Annotated in this window: 17 protein-coding genes; 12 read left to right on the forward strand and 5 right to left on the reverse strand. The window is 69.7% G+C overall.

Annotated elements, in window-relative coordinates; translation table 11 throughout:
• Nucleotides 1–51 precede the first annotated feature (51 nt).
• Nucleotides 52–963, reverse strand: a complete 912-nt coding sequence (locus G406_RS0125435) for a LysR family transcriptional regulator (protein WP_028935934.1) — start codon at nucleotides 961–963, stop codon at nucleotides 52–54.
• A gap of 71 nt (nucleotides 964–1,034) precedes the next feature.
• On the opposite strand from G406_RS0125435, the gene G406_RS49825 reads away from it, so the two are divergent.
• The 8 genes from G406_RS49825 to G406_RS0125475 all read left to right on the forward strand — a co-directional run bounded on the left by G406_RS49825 (nucleotide 1,035) and on the right by G406_RS0125475 (nucleotide 9,504).
• On the forward strand, nucleotides 1,035–1,967 hold the full coding sequence (locus G406_RS49825; protein ID WP_156935160.1) for an EamA family transporter: 933 nt from the start codon (nucleotides 1,035–1,037) through the stop codon (nucleotides 1,965–1,967).
• Between the two features lie 94 nt (nucleotides 1,968–2,061).
• Complete coding sequence (locus G406_RS49830) at nucleotides 2,062–3,336, forward strand: GAF domain-containing protein (protein WP_425414621.1); 1,275 nt, start codon at nucleotides 2,062–2,064, stop codon at nucleotides 3,334–3,336.
• A gap of 148 nt (nucleotides 3,337–3,484) precedes the next feature.
• On the forward strand, nucleotides 3,485–4,561 hold the full coding sequence (locus tag G406_RS49835; protein WP_245607213.1) for an ATP-NAD kinase family protein: 1,077 nt from the start codon (nucleotides 3,485–3,487) through the stop codon (nucleotides 4,559–4,561).
• The gene (locus G406_RS0125455) at nucleotides 4,558–5,628 is read left to right on the forward strand and encodes a 2,3-butanediol dehydrogenase (RefSeq protein WP_028935935.1); all 1,071 of its coding nucleotides are present in this window, start codon (nucleotides 4,558–4,560) and stop codon (nucleotides 5,626–5,628) included. The genes G406_RS49835 and G406_RS0125455 overlap by 4 nt, the downstream gene beginning before the upstream one ends.
• On the forward strand, nucleotides 5,625–6,383 hold the full coding sequence (locus G406_RS0125460; protein WP_028935936.1) for an acetoin reductase: 759 nt from the start codon (nucleotides 5,625–5,627) through the stop codon (nucleotides 6,381–6,383). Before G406_RS0125455 ends, G406_RS0125460 begins: the two co-directional genes overlap by 4 nt.
• Nucleotides 6,380–7,375 (forward strand): thiamine pyrophosphate-dependent dehydrogenase E1 component subunit alpha, encoded by a 996-nt coding sequence (locus tag G406_RS0125465; protein WP_028935937.1) that lies wholly within the window; start codon nucleotides 6,380–6,382, stop codon nucleotides 7,373–7,375. Before G406_RS0125460 ends, G406_RS0125465 begins: the two co-directional genes overlap by 4 nt.
• Nucleotides 7,376–7,387: 12 nt before the next feature.
• On the forward strand, nucleotides 7,388–8,401 hold the full coding sequence (locus tag G406_RS0125470) for an alpha-ketoacid dehydrogenase subunit beta (RefSeq protein WP_028935938.1): 1,014 nt from the start codon (nucleotides 7,388–7,390) through the stop codon (nucleotides 8,399–8,401).
• Nucleotides 8,402–8,406: 5 nt separating this feature from the next.
• Nucleotides 8,407–9,504: an acetoin dehydrogenase dihydrolipoyllysine-residue acetyltransferase subunit gene (locus G406_RS0125475; RefSeq protein WP_028935939.1), complete on the forward strand. Its 1,098-nt coding sequence runs from the start codon at nucleotides 8,407–8,409 to the stop codon at nucleotides 9,502–9,504.
• A 41-nt stretch (nucleotides 9,505–9,545) separates the two neighbouring features.
• On the opposite strand, the gene G406_RS49840 is transcribed toward G406_RS0125475, so the two are convergent.
• Both G406_RS49840 and G406_RS0125485 read right to left on the reverse strand, forming a co-directional pair.
• On the reverse strand, nucleotides 9,546–10,403 hold the full coding sequence (locus G406_RS49840; protein ID WP_156935161.1) for an ABC transporter permease: 858 nt from the start codon (nucleotides 10,401–10,403) through the stop codon (nucleotides 9,546–9,548).
• Nucleotides 10,400–13,321 carry an alpha/beta fold hydrolase gene (locus tag G406_RS0125485; RefSeq protein WP_028935940.1) on the reverse strand — a complete coding sequence of 974 codons (2,922 nt, stop codon included), beginning with the start codon at nucleotides 13,319–13,321 and terminating at the stop codon, nucleotides 10,400–10,402. Before G406_RS0125485 ends, G406_RS49840 begins: the two co-directional genes overlap by 4 nt.
• A gap of 660 nt (nucleotides 13,322–13,981) precedes the next feature.
• Between G406_RS0125485 and G406_RS49845 the strand changes: the two genes are divergently transcribed.
• The 3 genes from G406_RS49845 (at nucleotide 13,982) to G406_RS49855 (ending at nucleotide 17,874) form a co-directional block, all read left to right on the forward strand.
• A complete protein-coding gene (locus G406_RS49845) occupies nucleotides 13,982–15,097 on the forward strand; it encodes a TerC family protein (RefSeq protein ID WP_084216375.1) in 1,116 nt (371 codons plus the stop codon).
• Nucleotides 15,098–15,193: 96 nt separating this feature from the next.
• Complete coding sequence (locus G406_RS49850; RefSeq protein ID WP_084216448.1) at nucleotides 15,194–16,591, forward strand: MFS transporter; 1,398 nt, start codon at nucleotides 15,194–15,196, stop codon at nucleotides 16,589–16,591.
• On the forward strand, nucleotides 16,588–17,874 hold the full coding sequence (locus tag G406_RS49855) for an MFS transporter (RefSeq protein ID WP_037078399.1): 1,287 nt from the start codon (nucleotides 16,588–16,590) through the stop codon (nucleotides 17,872–17,874). The genes G406_RS49850 and G406_RS49855 overlap by 4 nt, the downstream gene beginning before the upstream one ends.
• Nucleotides 17,875–17,892: 18 nt before the next feature.
• On the opposite strand, the gene G406_RS0125505 is transcribed toward G406_RS49855, so the two are convergent.
• Nucleotides 17,893–18,402: a metallophosphoesterase family protein gene (locus G406_RS0125505; RefSeq protein ID WP_028935941.1), complete on the reverse strand. Its 510-nt coding sequence runs from the start codon at nucleotides 18,400–18,402 to the stop codon at nucleotides 17,893–17,895.
• 7 nt (nucleotides 18,403–18,409) lie between these two features.
• Complete coding sequence (locus tag G406_RS0125510; protein ID WP_028935942.1) at nucleotides 18,410–18,691, reverse strand: hypothetical protein; 282 nt, start codon at nucleotides 18,689–18,691, stop codon at nucleotides 18,410–18,412.
• A 384-nt stretch (nucleotides 18,692–19,075) separates the two neighbouring features.
• On the opposite strand from G406_RS0125510, the gene G406_RS0125515 reads away from it, so the two are divergent.
• Nucleotides 19,076–20,602: an efflux RND transporter periplasmic adaptor subunit gene (locus G406_RS0125515; protein ID WP_169736784.1), complete on the forward strand. Its 1,527-nt coding sequence runs from the start codon at nucleotides 19,076–19,078 to the stop codon at nucleotides 20,600–20,602.
• Nucleotides 20,603–20,641 lie beyond the last annotated feature (39 nt).

A 20,641-nucleotide genomic window follows, 5' to 3' on the forward strand; every position in this document is an offset into this window, starting at 1 on the left:
GTCTGCGATGCGACATGAAGCTCTGCGAAGTCGCCCGAACAGCCTCCGCGGCTAGCTCCGCGACGTCACCGCGTCGGCCTCCGTGCGCAGGGCGTTGAGGACCGTTCGGACGGCTGGGCGGACCAGGGTGCTCCGGCGGGCTATCGCCTCGACCAGGCGCGCCGCGTGCACGCCGGTCAGGGGGCGCCGGACCAGTCGCCGGCCGCCCCGGTCGTCGGTCGAGTAGCGGGGCAGCAGCGCGATGCCCAGACCGGCGGCCACCAGCTCCTCGGTGACTCCGAAGTCGTTGATGCGCTGCACGATCCGGGGCTGGGTCCCGGTGCGGATCGCGATCGAGCGCAGGACATCGTCGACCGGGAATCCGTCGCGCACACTGATCCAGGACTCGTCCGCCAGGTCGGCCGGGCGCAGGCCCCGGCGGCGGGCGAGTCGGTGACCGGGGGGAAGGACCACGTCCAGGGGCTCGCGCAGCAGCGCGGTGACCTCCCAGCGGTCGGTGGAGAACGGCGCGGAGTGCTCGTCGCGGTGTGCGATCACCAGGTCGAAATCGGCGGCCAGCTGGGGGACCTCGTTCGGCACCATGTCGACGTCGGTACACCGCAGGTCGATGTGCGGGTTCGCCGCGACCCGGCGCAACAGCGCCGGCAGCAGCAGCCGCGCCGCGGACTGGAACATCGCGACCCGCACCACGCCCCGGGGCTCGGACCGGTACCGCTGCACGGCGGCTTCGGCCTCGGCGAGCGCGGCGAGCACCGAGTCGGCCTGTCCCGCCAGCTCACGGCCCGCCTCGGTGAGACGCAGACCCCGGCCCGCCGGCTCGGTCAGCGTCAGCCCGACCTCCTGAGCCAGGGCACCCAGCTGCTGGGAGATCGCCGACGGGGTGAAGGACAACGCCTCGGCGACCGCCGCCACCGAGCCACGATCGGCGAACTCACGCAACACCCGCAACCGACGAACATCCATGAAGCAACCCTAAACAATAGGCACAGATTATCTTGATTGTCTTTTTAGTTGTAGTCACGGACGTTGGGAGCGTGACGTTCAAGGATCGGATGCTGGCGGTTGTCGTGGCGGTGCTGTGGGGGGCCAACTTTCTGGCGATCCACTACGGGCTCGACCACTTTCCGCCGCTGTTGCTCGGTTCACTGCGATTCCTGGTGCTGGCGATTCCGACGGTCGTGTTCGTGCGACGGCCGAACGTCCGGTGGCGGTGGCTGGTCGGCTACGGCGTCGGGTTCGGCACCGTGCAGTTCGCCTTCCTGTTCCTCTCCATGTCCGCCGGCCTGCCGACCGGGCTCGCCTCGCTCGTCCTGCAGGCCTCGGCGCCGTTCACCGCGGTCCTCGCCGCGCTCCTGCTGCGTGAACGCATGGGCCGCCGGCAGGCGATCGGGATCAGCGCCGCCGTGGCCGGTCTGGTGGCCATCGCGGTGGCTCGATCGGCGGTCGCGCCGATCCTCCCGCTGATGCTGTGCCTGCTCGGGGCGCTCGGCTGGGCGTTCGGGAACCTGTGCAGCCGCAAGGCTGAGACCGACGACCCGCTGCGGTTCATGCTCTGGATGTCGGTGGTCCCGCCCGTTCCGCTGTTCCTGCTGTCCTGGTTCGTGGAGGGCCCACGCGCGATCGGCGAAGCACTGGCCACCGCTGTGACCCCGGCAGGGATTCCGGGTCTCGCCGCGCTGGGCTACCTCGTCGTGTGCGCGACGATCATCGGGCAGGGCATGTGGACGGCGTTGCTCGGGCGCTACCCGGCGGGCATGGTGGCGCCCTACTCGCTGCTCGTCCCGGTCGTCGGCATCGGGCTGGCGTTCGTGCTGCTCGCCGAGCGGCCCAGCTGGATCGAGCTGGTGGCCGGCGTCGTGATCGTCGGTGGAGTTCTGCTGGGGACGCCACGGGCCCGCAAGGCGGTTCCCCCGCTGGACCCGGGTGCCGCCGCCGTGCTGGAGGAGCCCACCCGCGCCGCGCCCTGAGGCGCGACCACGTCCGGGCTATGGCGTAGCGCACACGCTCTACCTAGGCTGGGCTCCGGGCGGAGGGTGACAGACCGCTCTCGGAGGTATGTCGGTGGACGAAGGCGTCTGCGCGGTCCGGCCCGGGGTCGACCTGGGTCGGCATGCCCGGCTGCTCGCCCGGGTACACAGTGCTCTGCTCACCGGCGACCGGCCGCCCGTGCCGCCGCGTGACCTGGTCGGCCGGTCCTGGACGAGGGTCCGCAGCCAGGGCGTGAGTCCGGACCTGGGTGACCCGCCGGCCGCGGTCGCTCTCGACGAGGTCGAGCTGCGCCGCCAGACCTCACCGCTGGCCCGAGTGCTCCCGGAGCTGCGGGCGAGTCTGACCTCGGTCGCCGAGGACGCGCGGCACGTCATGGTGATCACCGACGCGCAGGGTGTCCTGCTGTGGCGCGAGGGCGCGCCGAGGGTCCGGCACCGTGCCGACGCGCTGGGGTTCATCGAGGGTGCACGCTGGTCAGAGGGAATCGTCGGGACGAACGCGATCGGCACGGCGCTGGTCGAAGGGGCGCCGGTGCAGATCTTCTCGGCCGAGCACTTCGTCCGCAGCCAACATGCCTGGACCTGCACCGCGTGCCCGATCCACGACCCGCGCACCGGTGAGCTACTCGGCGTCGTCGACGTCAGCGGGCCGGCCGAGACGGTGCACCCGACGACCGTGGCACTGGTGTGCACGGCGGTGAAGCTCGCCGAGTCCAGCCTGTGGCGCCAGCACGAGACCCGCCTCGACGCGCTGCGCACGATCGGCGCCCCCCTGCTCGCCGGGATCAACGGCCCCGGTCTCGTCGTCGACGACCACGGATGGGTCGCCGCCGTGGCCGGGATGGCGCCACTGGACCGGGTGTCGGTGCCCCGGCAGGGCCTCCCGCTCGCGGTGCACGGCGTCGGCCCGTGCCAGCCGGAGGCGGTGCCCGGAGGTTGGCTGCTGCGCGCCGATGCCTCGGCGCGCAGCGGGAGCGCCACCGAGCGGATGCGGCTGCGGCTCGAGCTGGACGTCAGACCAGCGAGAGCCGTCGTGGAAGGCACGAACGTGTGGATCCATCCGCTGTCGACCCGGCACGCCGAGGTGCTCCTGCTGCTCGCGGCGGCGGGGCAGAAGGGTATGAACGCGGCCGAGCTGAGCCGCGCGCTGTACGGCGACGGCGAACACCTGGTGACCCTGCGAGCCGAGCTGTCCCGTCTGCGGCGCACCCTCGGTGGTCTGCTGCAGGCCAGGCCGTACCGCATCGGCCCCGGCATCGAGGTGACGCTGCCCGACCTGCTCGCGTCAGGTTTCGCGGCCCGCTCGACCGCCCCCGGCGTACACGCGCTGGCCGCCCGCCCCCAGTGACACGAATGTGGCTTCAGGGACGTTCAACGTCCCTGAAGCCACATTCGTGCCGTCGGCTGCAACGGTGGTGCAACTGTTGCTGTGTGCGTCAGCTTGGGGTGAGGTGGGACACATCGCACGGTGACGCGCACAGCAAAGGAGCTGGTCGGTGCAGCTGCCCGTGGTTCCTGGCTCGTCGCTCGGCATCATCGTCAACCCGATGTCGGGGCGGGACATCCGGCGGCTCGTCGCGCGTGCCTCGGTCTTCCCGAATGCGGAGAAGACCAACATGGCGCTGCGGCTGATCTCCGCGGCAGGCGCACTGGGCGTCGAGCGGGTGCACATGTCCACCGACGCGATGGGCGTCGCCGCCGGCGTGCTGCGTGCGGCCGCGAAGCGACGGGAACGCGAGGGCCGATGGCCGGAGCTGGAGTTCTGCGAGCTCGCGCCCACCGGCACCGCCGAGGACACGAAGACGCTGGTCCGCCGGATGCGTGAGCTGGGCGTCCGGGTGCTTGTCGTGCTGGGCGGGGACGGCACGGTGCGCGCGGCCGCCGTTCACAGCGGTGACCTGCCCGTGCTGCCGCTGTCCACCGGCACGAACAACGCATTTCCGGAGATGTGGGAGGCGACCGTCGCCGGCACGGCGGCCGGCCTGCTCGCCACCGAACGGATCAGCGAGGCGGAAGCGACCTACCGGGCCAAGGCACTGCGGGTGAACTGCGCCGACCAGGTCGAGAACGCTCTCGTCGACGTGTGCATCTCGACCGTGGCACACGTCGGCGCGCGGGCGCTGTGGGAGATCGGGCCGCTGCGTGAGCTGTACTGCGCGTTCGCCGAACCGCACGCGATCGGGCTGTCCGCCATCGCCGGTCTCGCGGCGCCGGTCGGACGTACCGAGGCGAACGGGGTGCGGGTCCGCCTCGCCGGCTCCGAGGACGCCACCAGGCGGGTCCTCGCGCCGATCGCGCCGGGCGTGCTCGCCTCGGTCGGGCTGCACGACGTCGCACCGCTGCTGCCGGACAGCCCGGTGACCAGCGCGGTCGCCCGAGGGACCGTGGCCGTCGACGGTGAACGCGAGATCGAGTTCGGCCCGTCGGCCCCGGTGACCGTGACCCTCACCTCGACCGGACCGAGAGTGGTGGACGTGCGTGCCGCGCTGGCCGCGGCTGCCGAGCGGCACCTGCTCGTGTCCGAGTTCGTCCTCGACGCTGCACCGATGAACAGCTACCAGGAGGTTCGATGAAAGCGGCACGGTTCCACGGACGCGGCGACATCCGGATCGACGAGGTACCCGAGCCGGAGGTGGGCCCCGGTCAGGTCAAGGTCGCGGTCGATTGGTGCGGGATCTGCGGCAGCGACCTGCACGAATATCTCGAAGGACCGCTGTTCATCCCACCGCCCGGCTCCCCGCATCCGCTGACCGGGGAGACCCTGCCGGTCGTCATGGGGCACGAGTTCGCGGGCACGATCGCCGAGCTCGGTGACGGCGTGTCCGGCATGTCGGTGGGGGACAAGGTCGCCGTCGAGCCGTACCTGGTGTGCGGGAAATGTCCGGCGTGCGCGGCCGGGCGGTACAACATCTGCCGCACGTTCGGGTTCGTCGGCCTGTCCGGTACCCAGGGCGGGTTCTCCGAGCGTTGCGTCGTCGACCAGAAGTGGATTCACCCGCTCGGCGACCTGGGCACCGACGTCGGTGCGTTGGTCGAGCCGCTCGCCGTCGGGTACCACGCGGCGCGGTTGTCACCGATGCGTGAGGGCGACACCGCCGTCGTGTTCGGCGCGGGCCCGATCGGTCTGGTCACCATCGCCTCGCTCAAGGCCCGGGGCGCCGGTCAGGTCATCTCCGTCGAGCCCGCCGCCGCGCGCAAAGGCAAGGCGCCCGGTGCCGGTGCGGACGTCGTGCTCGACCCGACCGAGGTGGACGTGACGAGCGCGGTCCGCGACCTGACCGGCGGCGCCGGTGCCGACGTGGCGTTCGAGTGCGCCGGCATCGACGCGGTGCTCGCCGGGGCGATCGCCTCGGTCCGCCCCGGCGGGACGGTGGTCAACGTGGCGATCTGGGGGCACGAGGCCACCGTCCAGATGAACGCGCTGGTCGCCTCCGAGGTCGCGGTGATCGGCTCACTCGCCTACTGCGAGGACCACTCCGACACCATCGCGCTGCTTCGGGACAAGAAGGTCGACGCCGGGCAGTTCATCACCGGCCGGATCGGACTCGACGACCTGGTGTCCGGCGGGTTCCGCGAGCTGATCGACAACAAGGAGGAGAACGTGAAGATCCTCGTGTCTCCCCAGGAAGCACTGCTGTGAGCACCGCGATCGTCACCGGCGCCGGTCGCGGCATCGGCAGGGCCATCGCCTTGCGGCTGGCCAGGGACGGGCACGCGGTCGCGGTCAACGACGTCGACGCCGAGAGCGCCGAGGCGGTGGCGAAGGAGATCGGCGGGCGGTCCATGGCGGTGCCCGCCGACGTGACCGACCGGGACGCCGTCTTCGCCATGGTCGACGCGGTGGCCGGTGAGCTCGGCAGCGTCGACGTGATGGTGGCCAATGCCGGCATCGCGCAGGTCAAGACTCTGCTGGAGGTCACGCCGGACGACCTGCGGACGATGTTCTCGGTCAATGTGTTCGGCGTCGTCTACTGCCTGCAGGCGGCGGCGACGCGCATGATCACCCAGGGTGGCGGCGGCAAGATCATCAACGCCGCGTCGATCGCCGGACACGCGGGCTTCAGCCTCCTCGGGCACTACTCGGCGACCAAGTTCGCGGTCCGGGGCATCACCCAGGCCGCCGCCAAGGAGCTGGCGCAGCACCAGATCACCGTCAACTCGTACTGCCCGGGGATCGTCGGCACCGACATGTGGGACCTGATCGACGAGAAGATGGGCGGCTACCTGGGCAACGAGAAGGGCGAGACGCTGGAGGAGTTCTCCAAGCTCATCGCACTGGGCCGGGTACAGACCCCCGACGACGTGGCCGGATTCGTCTCCTATCTGGCAGGACCTGATTCGAACTACATGACCGGACAGTCGGTCATGATCGACGGAGGGATCGTGATGGTATGACCGACACCCTGGACAGCACGGTGAGCCAAGAGCTCGGCCCCGAGCAGCTGCTCGAGGCGTATCGCACGATGCGCACCATCCGGGACTTCGAGGAACGCGTCCACGAGGAGTTCGCCAGCGGCGACATCCCCGGATTCGTCCACCTCTACGCGGGGGAGGAAGCGTCCGCGACCGGCATCTGCATGCACCTCGACGACCGGGACGCGATCGCCAGCACCCACCGCGGCCACGGTCACTGCATCGCCAAGGGCGTCGACGTGATCGGGATGATGGCCGAGATCTACGGCAAGTCCACCGGGTCCTGCAAGGGCAAGGGCGGCTCGATGCACATCGCCGACCTGTCCAAGGGCATGCTCGGTGCCAACGGCATCGTGGGTGGCGGTCCGCCGCTCATCTGCGGGCGTGCGCTCGCGTCGAAGCAGCTCGGGACCGGCGGTGTGGCGGTGGCGTTCTTCGGTGACGGTGCCTCGAACCAGGGCACCACGCTCGAGTCGCTCAACCTGGCCACCGTGTGGAATCTGCCGGTGATCTTCGTCGCGGAGAACAACGGCTACGCCGAGGCCACCTCCTCGACCTGGTCGGTCGCCACCGATGACATCGCCGACCGGGCCGCCGCCTTCGGCATGCCCGGCGTGATCGTCGACGGCTTCGACTTCTTCGCCGTACACGAAGCGGCTGGCGAGGCCATCGCACGGGCTCGGGAGGGCGGCGGGCCGACACTCATCGAGGTCAAGTTCACCCGCTATTTCGGCCACTTCGAAGGTGACCAGCAGCTCTACCGGGGCGACGAGGTGGCGAACGCCAGGGAGAACCTCGACTGCCTCAAGCGGTTCCGCGCGGCGGTGACCGACGGTGGCCAGCTGAACGCCGACCAGCTCGACGCCATCGACACCGAGGTCGCCGCGTTGATCGACCGCTCCGTGGACGAGGCCAAGGCCGCACCGAAGCCGACGGCCGCCGACCTGCTGACCGACGTCTACGTCTCGTACTGAGGAGGAATTCTCATGGCACGCAGCATCAGCTACCGCGAGGCGATCAACGAGGCACTGGCGCAGGAGATGGAACGCGACCCGCGCGTCGTGGTGTTCGGCGAGGACAACGTCGGTGGTACCGGCGCGCCCGGCGACATCGACGCATGGGGCGGGGTCCTCGGTGTCACGAAGGGCCTGCACGGCAGGTTCCCCGGCCGCGTCATGGACACCCCGATCTCGGAGTCGGCGTTCATCGGCGCCGCGATCGGGGCCGCCACCGGCGGTCTGCGCCCGGTCGCCGAGCTCATGTTCATCGACTTCATGGGTGTGTGTTTCGACCAGATCTTCAACCAGGCCGCGAAGTTCCGGTACATGTTCGGCGGCAAGGCGGTGACCCCGGTGGTCATCCGCACGATGTGGGGCGCGGGCCTGCGGGCGGCGGCGCAGCACTCGCAGTCGCTGCTGTCCACGTTCACCCACATCCCCGGGCTGAAGGTCGTTGCGCCGTCCAACGCCTACGACGTCAAGGGGCTGCTCATCCAGGCGATCCGGGACGACGATCCGGTGATCTTCGCGGAGCACAAGATGCTCTACGACACCACGGCCGACGTGCCGGAGGAGAGCTACACGATCCCGTTCGGTGAGGCCAATATCGTCCGCGAGGGTTCGGACGTGACGATCGTGGCGATCGGCAGGATGGTGCACACTGCGACCGACGCGGCGGCTGAGCTGGCCGGGGCCGGTATCGAGGCCGAGATCATCGACCCGAGGACCACGAGCCCGCTCGACCTGGACACGATCCTGGAGAGCGTCGAGAACACCGGGCGGCTGGTCGTGGTGGACGAGGCGAACCCGCGCTGCTCGCTGGCCAGCGACATCGGCGCGTCGGTCGCGCAGGAGGCGTTCGGCGCGCTGCGCGCCCCGATCCAGCTGGTCACCGGCCCGCACACACCCGTGCCGTTCGCCGACTCGCTGGAGGACCTGTTCATCCCGGACGCCCAGAAGGTCATCGGCGCGGTGAAGACCGCCGTCGACTGGACACGGTGAAACCTGTGACGGACGAGCGCATCCAACGGGTCACCATGCCCAAATGGGGCCTCTCGATGAAGACCGGCAAGGTCATCGAGTGGTTCGTGGCCGAGGGCGACACCATCACCAAGGGCGACGACCTGGCCGACATCGAGACCGAGAAGATCGCCGGCACGCTGGAGTCGCCGCAGGAAGGGCTGCTGCGACGGCTCGTGGCGGAGCCCGGTGCCGAGCTGCCGGTCGGCGCGACCCTCGCGGTCGTGGCGCCCGCCGACGTCGCGGACGCCGACATCGACGCGGTGGTCGAGGAGGCCAAGGCGCAGCTGGCGTCCGGTGAGCTGGACGAAGGCGACGGGATCGAACCGGCCACGACCGAAGTGGGGGGACGATCCATCTCCCACGTCACGCTCGGGTCCGCCGAGGGCGACCCGGTGGTCCTGGTGCACGGGTTCGGGGGCGACAAGAACTCCTGGCTGTTCGTGCAGCAGCCGTTGTCCGAGACCCACACCGTGCACGCGCTGGACCTGCCGGGTCACGGCCAGTCCGGCAAGGACGTCGGCGACGGTTCGCTCGACACCCTCGCCGGGGTGGTGCTCGGGCTGCTCGACGCGGTCGGTGCCCAGCGAGCGCACCTCGTCGGGCATTCGCTCGGCGGAGCGGTCGCGGCCGCGGTCGCCGCGCAGACCCCGGACCGGGTCGCGTCGCTGACACTGCTGGCGCCTGCCGGGTTCGGCTCCGAAGCGGACGCCGAGTACCTGCGCGGGTTCGCCGGCGCGGCGTCGCGGCGGGAGCTGAAACCGCTGCTCGGGCGGTTGTTCGCGGACGAGTCGCAGGTGACCAGGCAGCTCGTGGACGACCTGCTGAAGTACAAGCGGCTCGACGGTGTGGCCGAGGCTCTGCGGATCCTGCTGGACACGCTGCTCGACGGTGACCGACAAGCCATCGACCTGCCGGCGCTGCTCGACAAGGTGAGCGTGCCGGTCACCGTCGTGTGGGGTGAGGCCGACCGCATCCTGCCGTTGCCGGACGGGGTGGAGCTGCAGCGCGTGAAGGCCGGGCACATGCTCCACATGGAGGCGGCGAACGACGTCCTACGTCACGTCCAGGCAGCCGTCACCTGAGGCTCGTGAGTGGTACGGGCGCCTCTGGGCGCCCGTACCACTCACGAGGTGATGTCCTTGCGGGCGAAGCGCCAGACCGCGAGTGCGACGAACACGGCACAGTAGGCCAGCGCGGAGAACACACCCCGGGTCATGTCGCCCCAGTCGACCTGGTCCGCCAGCAGACCCGACCAGGCGTTCCCGTAGTGCGTCGGCAGGACGTCACGCAGATCGCCCAGCGCGGTGATCGTGTTCAGGATCTGCGACACGATCGACGCCATGACGGCGCCACCGACCGCGCCGAGCGGCGCATCGGTCGTCACCGACAGCAGCAGCGCCAGCCCAGCGACCCAGCTCAGATGGACCGCGATGTACAGGGCGCCGAACAGGATGTGCAGCGCGGCGTTCCCGAACGTCAGCGACTCGCCGCTGGGGCTGACCAGGTCGCCGGTCCCGTAGGTGAGCGAGCCCACGATCAACGCGACCGCGGGCAGCAGCAGGATCGCCACCAGCGACAGACCGGCGGCGACGATCGCCTTCTGCCGCAGCAACCGGGCGCGGGGGACCGGCATCGCCAGCAGATAACGCAGGCTCGACCAGGAGGCCTCGCTCGCCACCGTGTCGCCGAAGAACAGCGCCACGACGACGACCAGCAGGAAACCGGCCGAGGCGAAGATCGCGAAGATCGTGAAGTTCGGCCCGCTCGTCTTGGCGAGGTCGACCAGCGACAGCGAGCCGGGCGGACCGGGCTCGGACAGCTGGAACGCGCCCCACAGAATCACCGGGAGCAGCGCCACCAGCCCGAGCGCGACCTGGGTGCGCCGGCGCGCCAGCTGACGGGCGAGCTCGACGCGAAGCCGCAGCGTCCTGCCGGGTCGGTAGCCGGGCGTCGCCGCCTGGCCCGGTTCTACGACCGTCATCGGGGACCGTCCTCTCCGACCAGCTGCAGGAACGCGTCTTCCAACCGTCGCCTGGGCCCGACCGACTCGACCGCGACACCGGCGCGGACCAGCCGCCCGACGACGTCGGCGCGCGCCGTGCCGTTCAGGTCGGCGTAGACCGCCTCGTCGTCCACCTCGATCGCGCTGACCCCCGCCAGGTCGCGCAGCACGTCGGCCGCGCGAGCGGGATCATCGACCCGGAAACTGGACTGGCCGGCACCCGACACCAGGTCCGCAACCGTGCCGTCCGCGACGACCTGACCACGGTGCATGACCACGACGTGGTCGCAGGTCTGCTCCACCTCGGCGAGCAGGTGACTGGACACCAGGACGGAACGGCCGTCGCGGGCGTAGCTGCGCAGCACCTCGCGCATGGCGTGGATCTGGGGCGGATCGAGGCCGTTGGTCGGTTCGTCGAGCACCAGCAGGTCCGGCAGCCCGAGCATGGCCTGCGCGATCGCGAGTCTTTGGCGCATGCCCTGGCTGTAGGTCCGCACGGCCCGGTCGAGTGCGCCACCGAGACCGGCGATCTCCAGGGCCTCCTCCAGGTGCGAGTCGGCGGCGGGGCGCCCGGTGGCCGCCCAGTAGAGCCGCAGGTTCTCCGCGCCGGACAGGTGCGGGAGGAGACCGGAGCCCTCGACGAACGACCCGATCCGGGACAGCACCGCCGCGCCGGGGGCGACCGGATGACCGAAGACCGTGATGCCGCCGTCGCTCGGGTGGATGAGCCCCATCAGCATGCGCAGCACCGTCGTCTTGCCGGCACCGTTCGGGCCGAGCAGCCCCAGCACCTGGTTGCGTTCCAGGGCGAAGCTGACGCCGTTGACCGCGCTGACGCCGCCCGGATAGGTCTTGCGCAGCCCGTCGATCACGAGCGGGCGCGGGTCGTCGGACGCCTCGGCGACGTCCCGTCGACGCCTGCGCAGCTGACCCACCACCCCGGCCGAGGCGGCCAGCACGAGGATCACCCCGATGCCGATCGCCGGACCGAGCGGGACGGTGTTGGCGGTGGCGGCCGTACCCGGCACCAGCGGAACGCCGAGCGTCGGCGGCCCGGATGTGTTCCGGGCGAGGCCGATGCGCCAGACCGCCTGCTCGGCGGCGCCCTGGTAGGACTGGTCCGTGGTGCTGAGCGCCACCGCGATGCGGTGACCGGCGGGAACCGGCGCGACCACGGCGGGCAGCGTCACGGTCGCCTGGGTGCCGGTCGGCGGAACGGTCAGCCGCATCGGAGCGACGGCGCTGCCCAGCAGCGTCGCGCGACCGTCCGGCGCCACATCGAGCAGCTTCCCGAACAGCACCGCCTCGGCGGTGGCCGGCTGACCGGGTACCGGGGCCACGTCGATGCGGACCCGGGACGCCCCGGCGACCACGGTCTGCTCGGCCAACGGTTCGGTCGCGAACGTCGCCGACTGGCCCGGCAACGCCGAGGTCAGCGCGGACAGGCGTCCGGCGAGGCTGCCCAGCGTGCCACCGACTCCCGGGATCGCGGTGATCGCAGCGGGGTTGGCGCCCGCCGGATTCAGTACATCCTGCTGGTCACCGTGCAGCGGTAGTTCCGCGAGCTGTACCGGAGCCGCGCCGGGCAGGCCGGGGTAGTGGTCGGCGGCCACGGTGCGGACGGTCTGGGTGTTGCGGCCACCACCGCGCACGCCACCCTGGACCGCATAGTCGAGACCACCGACGACGGGCAGATCGTCGGTGTCGAGGTCCACTCCCGGTGGCGTTCCGAGGTAGCGGTCGAACCAGGCGGTGATCCGGTCGCGGACAGCCGGCCCGGGCGCTCCACCGTCGTGGCCGCCGGAGTACCAGATGACCGACACGGTGCCGCCGGCCGACGCGATCTGACGAGCGGTGACGTCGGCCTGGTCCAGACCGAACAACGTGTCGCTCTCACCCTGGATCAGCAGGGTGGGCGCGACGATCCGGTCCGCCACACTGGCCGGTGAGGAACGCAGCAGCAGCCGCGCGGTGCCCGGGTCGATACGGCCGGTGGCGGCCACCTGGGCGTAGGCCTGGCACACGGCGGGCACGAATCGGCCGCAGCTGGTCGGCGGGGTGCTGCCGGGCAGCGGTCCCGCCGGGTCGGCGGGCATGGTCCGCAGGAAGCTCGTCGTGGAACCGGAGGTGTCCGAGGACGAGGAGTTCTGCTGCTCGGAGCCGTCGTTCCCGCCACCGTCCCCCGAAGCGGTGTTCGCGGTCTGGTCCTGGGCGTCAGCCGGTGCCGGCGTCAGCCCGGCGGAGAAGAAGATGCCCGCCCAACCGCGCTTGAACACCCCGTCCGCACCGAACACCCGATGCGCCGGGGTGTCAGCGGGTGGCGCGCCGTTGGCGGCCGAGTTCGGGAACAGTGCCTGGCCCAGGTCGTTCCAGGTGATCGCGGGCGCGAGCGCGTCGACCCGGTGGTCATACGCGGCGAGCAGCAACGACAACGCACCACCGTAGGAGCCGCCGGTGACCCCGACCCTGGGATCGTTCGGCCCGTCCAGCCGAACCTCGGGCCGGTGCGCGAGATAGTCGATCAACCGGGACGCGTCCGCGACCTCGTGTTCGGGCGAGTCCAGGCTGATCTGCCCGGTGCTGCGCCCGAAACCCCGGGCCGACCAGCTCAAGGCCACGAAACCGTGCTCGGCCAGCTCACGGGCATCCGCGTCGACGGACGCCTTGCTGCCTCCGAACCCGTGCGCGACGAGCACAGCCGGAGCCGGCGTGCGATCCGGGAGGTAGACGCTCACGTCGAGCGACACGGTGCCCGACTCGCCGGGCCCCGCCGGGACGTCGAGCCGAAGCTCCTCGGTGCGCACCTGGTCAGCACCACTACGGCTCACGAGCACACCGGCGAGGACAGCGAGTGCGACGGCGAGCAGCGCCGCCGTGACGACCCGCCCAGTCGTCATCCATGGTCGGGTCGTCAAGGGGCTCGCGGCTCCGAATCCTGAGGGGGAGATCCTACCTACCTACACAACTACCAGGACTGGTCTGGTTTGTTGGGCCTGTTCCGCGCGGAGTTTTTCTGTGACCACCCCGGCTCGCGTAAACGCTCGCTGGGGTACTCCCAGAAAAACAAGCTCCTTCGTCGCTGGGCGCGCGCTTGTTGTCGCCCTGGGAGCCGCCGTCCGGGTTGGGAGCCTGGGTGCGGACATTCAGTACGCCGGCCTTCGCCGGAACTCCTTCGGAGACTTGCGGAGCTGGCTTTGCTGTGGCTGGGGTTGGGGTGCCTTCGCCGGAGCTTCTTCGGAGACTTGCGGAGCTGGCTTTGCTGTGAGCGGGTTGGGTGTCTCCACCCGTACCTCGTGCATGCTGAGAATTCTGTGAAGCTGCTGGGGGTCGGCCGAAAAAGTACTTGCGCCCGGGCGGGTGTGTTCACTCACGTATGGGGCGTCCGGCTGGCTTCTGCTGCCGGTTTGAGGAAGACTTGAGCCTGCCAAGGGGAGTATCCCTCACGCGGCGACATCGTCAGCACGGCTAATAGGCCCGGTGTCGTCGGTCGGATCAGTTCAGCCGGCGGGAGAGACCTCGGTCTATGACCGATGCTCTTTTCTGGAGGCTCGACCGTTATGAACGTTCCTGTCTGGCTGTGGCTCGCCACAGTGGGCACGCTGTGTGCGGTGATCCTGGTCGACCTGTTCGTCGTCGACCATCACCCGCACAAGGTCAAACTTGCCGAGGCAGCGCGTTGGGTCGTCTTCTATCTGACGCTGGCGGTGCTGTTCGGCATCGGCGTGTGGATCTTCGCGGGCGGCACCCCGGCAGGTGAGTTCTTCGCCGGTTATCTGACCGAGTACTCGCTCTCGGTGGACAACCTCTTCATCTTCGTGATCATCATGGCGGCCTTCCGGGTTCCGGAGGAGTACCAGCACAAGGTGCTGCTGTTCGGCGTGGTGATCGCGCTGATCATGCGCGGCATCTTCATCGCGGTCGGCGCCGCCGCGATCGCCCAGTTCAGCTGGGTCTTCTACCTGTTCGCGGTCGTGCTGCTGGTCACCGCCTACCGGCTGCTGCGTGACCACAACAAGGACGACGGCGAGTACCACGAGAACCGCGCGCTCAAGCTGCTGCGCAAGGTCCTGCCGGTCACCGAGGAGTACCACGGCGCGAAGACCACGGTGAAGGTCGACGGCAAGCGCTGGGTCACCCCGATGCTCATCGTGATGATCGCGATCGGCACCACCGACCTGCTCTTCGCGCTCGACTCGATCCCGGCGATCTTCGGTCTCACCAAGGAGCCGTACCTCGTCTTCACCGCGAACGCCTTCGCGCTCATGGGGCTGCGGCAGCTGTACTTCCTGCTCGGCGGTCTGCTCAGCAAACTGGTCTACCTGTCCTACGGCCTGTCGATCATCCTCGCCTTCATCGGCGTCAAGCTGGTGCTCGAGGCGCTGCACGAGAACGAGCTGCCGTTCATCAACGGTGGCGAAGCGGTGCCGGTACCGGAGATCGGCATCCTGGTCTCGCTCGGCGTGATCGTCGGAGTGCTGGCGATCACCACGGTGGCGAGTCTGCTCAAGGTTCGCAAGGACGAGCGCGCCGCCGGCGACAGGTACTCCGAGGACACCTCTTCCGACACCGAGGCGACCGACGGCGCTCCGAAGGGAGCCGCGTCCTTTCCGGCGTCCACGTCAGTGAGGCCGACCACGGGAGTCGGGCGTCGGGAGGCGCGCGGCGAGGCGTGAGGTCACACTGACCGGGTGACACAGCCGGCCGCCGAGGAGTACCAACCCGACCCCCGGCGGTGGGGTGCACTCTGGATCACGCTGACGGCCGGTTTCATGGGCCTGCTGGACGTCAGCATCGTGGCGGTCGCGCTCCCGTCGATGGAACGGTCGCTCGGTGGCTCGGCCGCCGGAGTGCAGTGGGTGGTCTCCGGGTATGCACTGACGTTCGGCCTGGTCCTCGTCGCGGCGGGGCGGCTCGGTGATGCATGGGGCCGCCGCCGGATGTTCCTGCTGTCGATGGCCGGGTTCGTGCTCACCAGCGCACTGTGCGGCGCTGCACCCAGCCTTGCCTGGTTGGTTGTCGGCCGGCTGGTCCAGGGGATGGCGGCCGGCATGATCGGCCCGCAGAACTCCGGTCTCATCCAGGACCTGTTCCGGGGACCGGAGCGGGGACGCGCCTTCGGCATGTTCGGTGCCTCGGTCGGTCTGTCCACGGCGGTCGGGCCGGTGCTCGGTGGTGTGCTCCTCGGGATCTTCAGCGGACCGGACGGCTGGCGTTGGATCTTCTTCGTCAACGTGCCGATCGGCATCGTGGTGCTGGCGCTGGCGCCTCGGCTACTTCCCGGGCCCGCGGCCATCGGAGCCGCCTCCTCCCCACGTCAGCGGCTGGATCTGCTGGGCACCGCGTTGCTCGGGGCCGGTGTCCTGGCGATCATGCTGCCGCTGCTGGAACCGGACCGGTTCGGTGAGCTGTGGTGGTTGTTGGTGGTCGCCATCGCTCTGTTCGTGGGCTTCGTGCGGTGGGAGGCCCGGCTGGTCAGGGTCGGTGACCGCGCACCGCTGCTGGACATGAGGCTGCTGACCGAGACCCCGGGGTACGCGTCCGGAGCGGCGCTGGGCATGACCTACTTCGTGGGATTCAGCGGCATCTGGATGGTCCTCGCGTTGTTCTTCCAGTCCGGCCTCGGCTTCTCCCCGCTGTACTCCGGCCTCGCGGTCACCCCGTTCGCGGTCGGATCGGCGATCTCGGCGTTCGCGGGTGGCAGCCTGGTGGTGCGCTGGGGTCGCCGGCTCACCGTGTTCGGCCTGGTGGGGGTAGCCGTCGGGCTGGTCGGCGCCGCCTTCGCGCTGGCCGACGGAACGACTCACGCGGCGTGGCTGGCGGCCGTGCCGCTGCTGGTGGCCGGCATCGGCGGGGGACTGGTCATCACCCCGAACATCACCCTCACCCTCGACGCGGTCCCGGTCCGGATGGCCGGCGCGGCCGGTGGGGCGCTGCAGACCGGGCAGCGGATCGGGTCGGCGGTCGGGACGGCGCTGCTGGCCGGCGTGTACTACAGCGCGCTCGGAGCCGGTCCGCCGCGACCGGGCACCGCGGTGTTCGCCGCGATGCTGTGCGCCGTGCTGTTCGTCCTGGTTGCATGTGGCATCGGCGGGTACGAACTGCTGCGCGCCGGCCCAGGCGGGCGCGGGACGACCAGGCGGGCCGAACACGAGGTGATCACCGAATGAGCAATGACGCGGCACCCACCCAGGAGCAGGCCCCCGGCATCCGCCGTTCGGTGCTCGCGGCGCTGATCGGCAATGTCCTCGAGTGGTACGACTGGCAGGCGTACGCGATCTTCTCGGTGTTCTTCGCCGGGCAGTTCTTCGCCTCGGGCTCGGGTGCGTCGCAGCTGCTGGCCACGCTGGCGATCTTCGCGGTCGGCTTCTTCTTCCGGCCGCTGGGTGGCCTGCTGCTGGCGGGGTTCACCGACCGGGTCGGACGACGCGGTGGGCTCGTCGCGTCGGTGCTGCTGATGGCGGCCGGCAGCCTGCTGATCGCGGTGTGTCCGACCTATGCGCAGGCCGGGGTGTTCGCACCGGTGCTGCTGCTGGTCGCCCGGATACTGCAGGGACTGTCCACCGGTGGCGAGTTCGCCGCGTCGGCGACGTACCTGTCCGAGATCGCGCCCCCGCATCGCCGGGGCTTCGTGACGTCGTTCTTCTACGTGTCCAACGTTCTCGGGACGCTGCTCGCCACCGTGCTCGGTTCGGTACTGGTCGCCACGCTCGGCGCTACGCAGGTCCGCGAATGGGGCTGGCGGATCGCGTTCGTGCTGGGGGCGTTGCTGGCCTTCGTCGCGCTCTACCTGCGTGCCAGGCTGGTCGAGAGCGCGGCGTTCACCGCGCAGGGCGAGCGTCCGCAACGACCGACGCTGCGGGCGTTCCGGGAGCACCCGAAGGCGGTGGCCAGGGTCGTCGGCTTCACCATCGGTGGCACGGTCTCGTACTACACGTTCGCCGTCTACCTGCCCAACTTCGCGCAGCAGGCACACGGCGTCAGCACATCCTCCGCGCTGTGGGCCTCGATCGCCGCGCAGCTGATCCTGATCGCGATCCTGCCGATGCTCGGCGCGTTGTCCGACCGCATCGGACGGCGACCGCTACTGATCGGGTTCGGGCTCGGTTTCGCGCTGTTGTCGGTGCCGCTGTTCGCGCTGATGTCCTCGTCCGGCTGGTCGTTGTTCCTCGTCATGACGATCGGGCTGGTGCTGTTCGCCGGGTACGGGGCGGTCGCGCCGGTGGCGATGGCCGAACTGTTCCCCACCGCCGTGCGCACCTCGGGCATCGGGCTGCCCTACGCGCTCACCGTGGCCGTCTTCGGCGGTACCGCGCCCTACCTGGTCACCGAGCTCACCCAGTCCGGCCGGGGCGCGATCTTCCCCTGGTATCTGGCCGCGACGTGTCTGATCACGCTGGTGGTGTGCGTGTTCAGCAGGGAGACGAAGAGCGTGGACCTGACCGAGGCCTAGCGGTTTCGTCGGTGGGCATCAACCGGGTGCGGTGGCCTCGAGGTGATGTAGCTCGACGTCGAGCAGCCGACCCGAGGAGACCCGTGCGGTCATCCACGTGTGGGTCGGCTGACGCCTGCGATCCGTGGGCGAGCCGGGGTTGAGCAGCCGCAGGCCGTTGTCCGCCACCGAGTCCCACGGGATGTGGCTGTGTCCGAACACCAGCACGTCGGTGTCCGGGTACCGGGCTGCGCAGCGCCGCTCCCGTCCCGCCGCCTGACCGGTCTCGTGAACGACCGCGAGCCGGACACCGTCCAGTTCGACCCGGGCGACCTCGGGAAGCCGGGCACGCAGCTGCGGCCCGTCGTTGTTGCCGAACACCGCGACCAACCTGTTGGCGCGGGACTCCAGCTCGTCGAGCAGCTCGACACCCACCCAGTCGCCGGCGTGCACCACGACATCGACGGTCTCGACCGCCCGCCAGACCTCGTCCGGCAGGCGACGACCGCGACCCGGCATGTGTGTGTCCGAGATCAGCAGAAGGTCCATCGGCCGCCTATTTGCTGGTGCTGGTGTCGATCGTCTCCACGTTGCCGATCGTGCCGTAGCCGGGGACGGCCTGGCCGCCGGGCACCGAGTAGGGGCCGCGAGGCACCGAGCTGGACGGGTCCGTCGACGGGTCCGTATCGCGAACCGGACCAGCGGGCAGAGCGAGCATCGAGGTCAATAACAACAGGAGTGCGAACACGGTGAGAAGCCAGGCTGTCCTGACCGTCGAAGTGTCCTGCTGACCGGTGTTCCGGGGCGGCGCCGACAGCGCGACCCATAGGCCGACCATCAGGCCGATAACGCCAACTCCATCCACCTCTCGTAGGTACACCCCGGTATAGCGGCAGGTCATCACTCGCCCGGGTCATGAGTTCGCACACTACGTAACGTAGTCACATCTGTGACATTGAGTCACAGAATGTCACGTTCTTCTCGGTGGTCACAACGGATCCATAGAGCCAAACGAGTGAATATTGGCCCTGAGTGACAACTTTCTCGGCGTGGAGCCGTCACTGAACACTCCAAAGGGTGTTGAACATCTTGCGTACCAAGATTCACAACCTCAACGGGAAGGCTCCCCGGTCCCATGTTGACGGCCCCTCGGTCGGCTCGAACCCGATTGCACGACAGGCGGACACGTCGGTGTCTGGCCATCTCACTGGCGGTGTCCGCCGTGCTGATCAGTTCGGCCTGCGGCAGTTCGGACGCCGGTGGCTGGACGACGGTGCGCGTCACGAAGGGCACCGTGGCTCGCACGGTGTCCGCCACCGGAACCCTCCAGGCGATCACGGAACAGAACCTCGGCTTCTCCAAGGGCGGCAAGCTCACCGCGCTCATGGTCGCGGTCGGACAGCAGGTCAAGGCGGGCCAGGTGCTGGCCAAGGTCGACGACTTCGACGCACAGAGTGATCTGCAGGAGGCCAAGGCGAAGCTGTCGCGCCAGGAGGCCGTGCTGGCCCGGCTGGAGGACAGCAACAAGACCGACGCGGCCGAGGACGACTACGACCGCGCCAAGGACGTGCTCGGCGCCACGAAGGACGAGGCTGACGTGCTCAGCAGCGTCAACGACGACTCGCTCAAGCAGACCCAGCAGCAGCTCGACGACGATCGGGACAAGCTCAAGAAGATCCAGGCCGTCGCCAAGGCGGACCAGGACAAGTGCAACCGGTCGCTGACCGGCGGCTCACACCGCTACGACGGCTACGGCGACAACGCGGACGTGACGACCAAGAACCAGAAGGGTCTGTTGCTGGAGTCGCCGCTCGACCTGCACTCGCCCTCCTGTGACCGCGCCGAGCGAGGTAAGGCCACGATCGCGTCCTACCAGCGGCGGATCGACTCGGGCAAGCGGTCGATCCAGCGTCTGCAGCGGCAGCAGGACATCCAGGACGCACGGCAGAAGGTTGCTGTGGAGAACGCCCGCCGGGACGCGGACGCGGCGGGCAACGCCGCCGACGGAGCGGCGAGCGACCACCCGCACGACCTCGACGAGCAGCAGGCGATCGTCGAGGACGCCGCCACCGACGTACGCCGCGCCCAGCACGCCGTGGACAACACGGTGCTGATCGCGCCGGTCTCGGGCAAGGTCGCCAGCATCAACGGCGCGGTCGGCGAGTACATCGGCTCCGGTGGCGGCTCGACGGCGCTCGCCCCGGGTTCCCGGACCGCGCTGCCCAACACCGACTCCGGGGTGTCGTCACACGGCGACTCCGGCGACAAGTCCGATCGTCCCGGCGACGGATCGTTCATGACGCTCAAGGACGTCAACAGCTTCTCCGTCGTCGTGCCCTTCGAGGAGTCCGACGCCACGCTGGTCCAGCCCAACCAGCGGGTCAACGTCACGTTCGACGCGGTGCCCGGGCTCAGCGCACCGGGAACGGTGGCCTCCATCGCCCCGACCGGGACGCAGATCAAGGACGTCAACAACTACTACGCGACGATCGTGCTGAACGCCGTCGACCCACGGCTCAAGGGTGGGCAGACCGCGGAGGCCAAGGTCATCGTCGGCGGGGTCAGCAACGTACTGGTGGTGCCCACGGCGGCGATCCAGCGCGGCGGGACCAACGGTGTGGTGCAGGTGATGCAGCCGGACGGCACGACCCGCCGGGTTCAGGTGCAGCTCGGACTCGTCGGTGACACCACCACCCAGATCGTCGGTGGCCTGACCGAGGGGCAGCAGGTAGCCATCTCACAGAGCTGACCGAACCGGGTGAATGTGACCCCTGATACTGGCGTGGCG

The sequence above is a fragment of the Actinospineispora spinosispora DSM 44797 genome, assembly GCF_000429025.1.
In the GTDB taxonomy this organism is placed as follows: Bacteria; Actinomycetota; Actinomycetes; order Mycobacteriales; family Pseudonocardiaceae; genus Pseudonocardia; species Pseudonocardia spinosispora.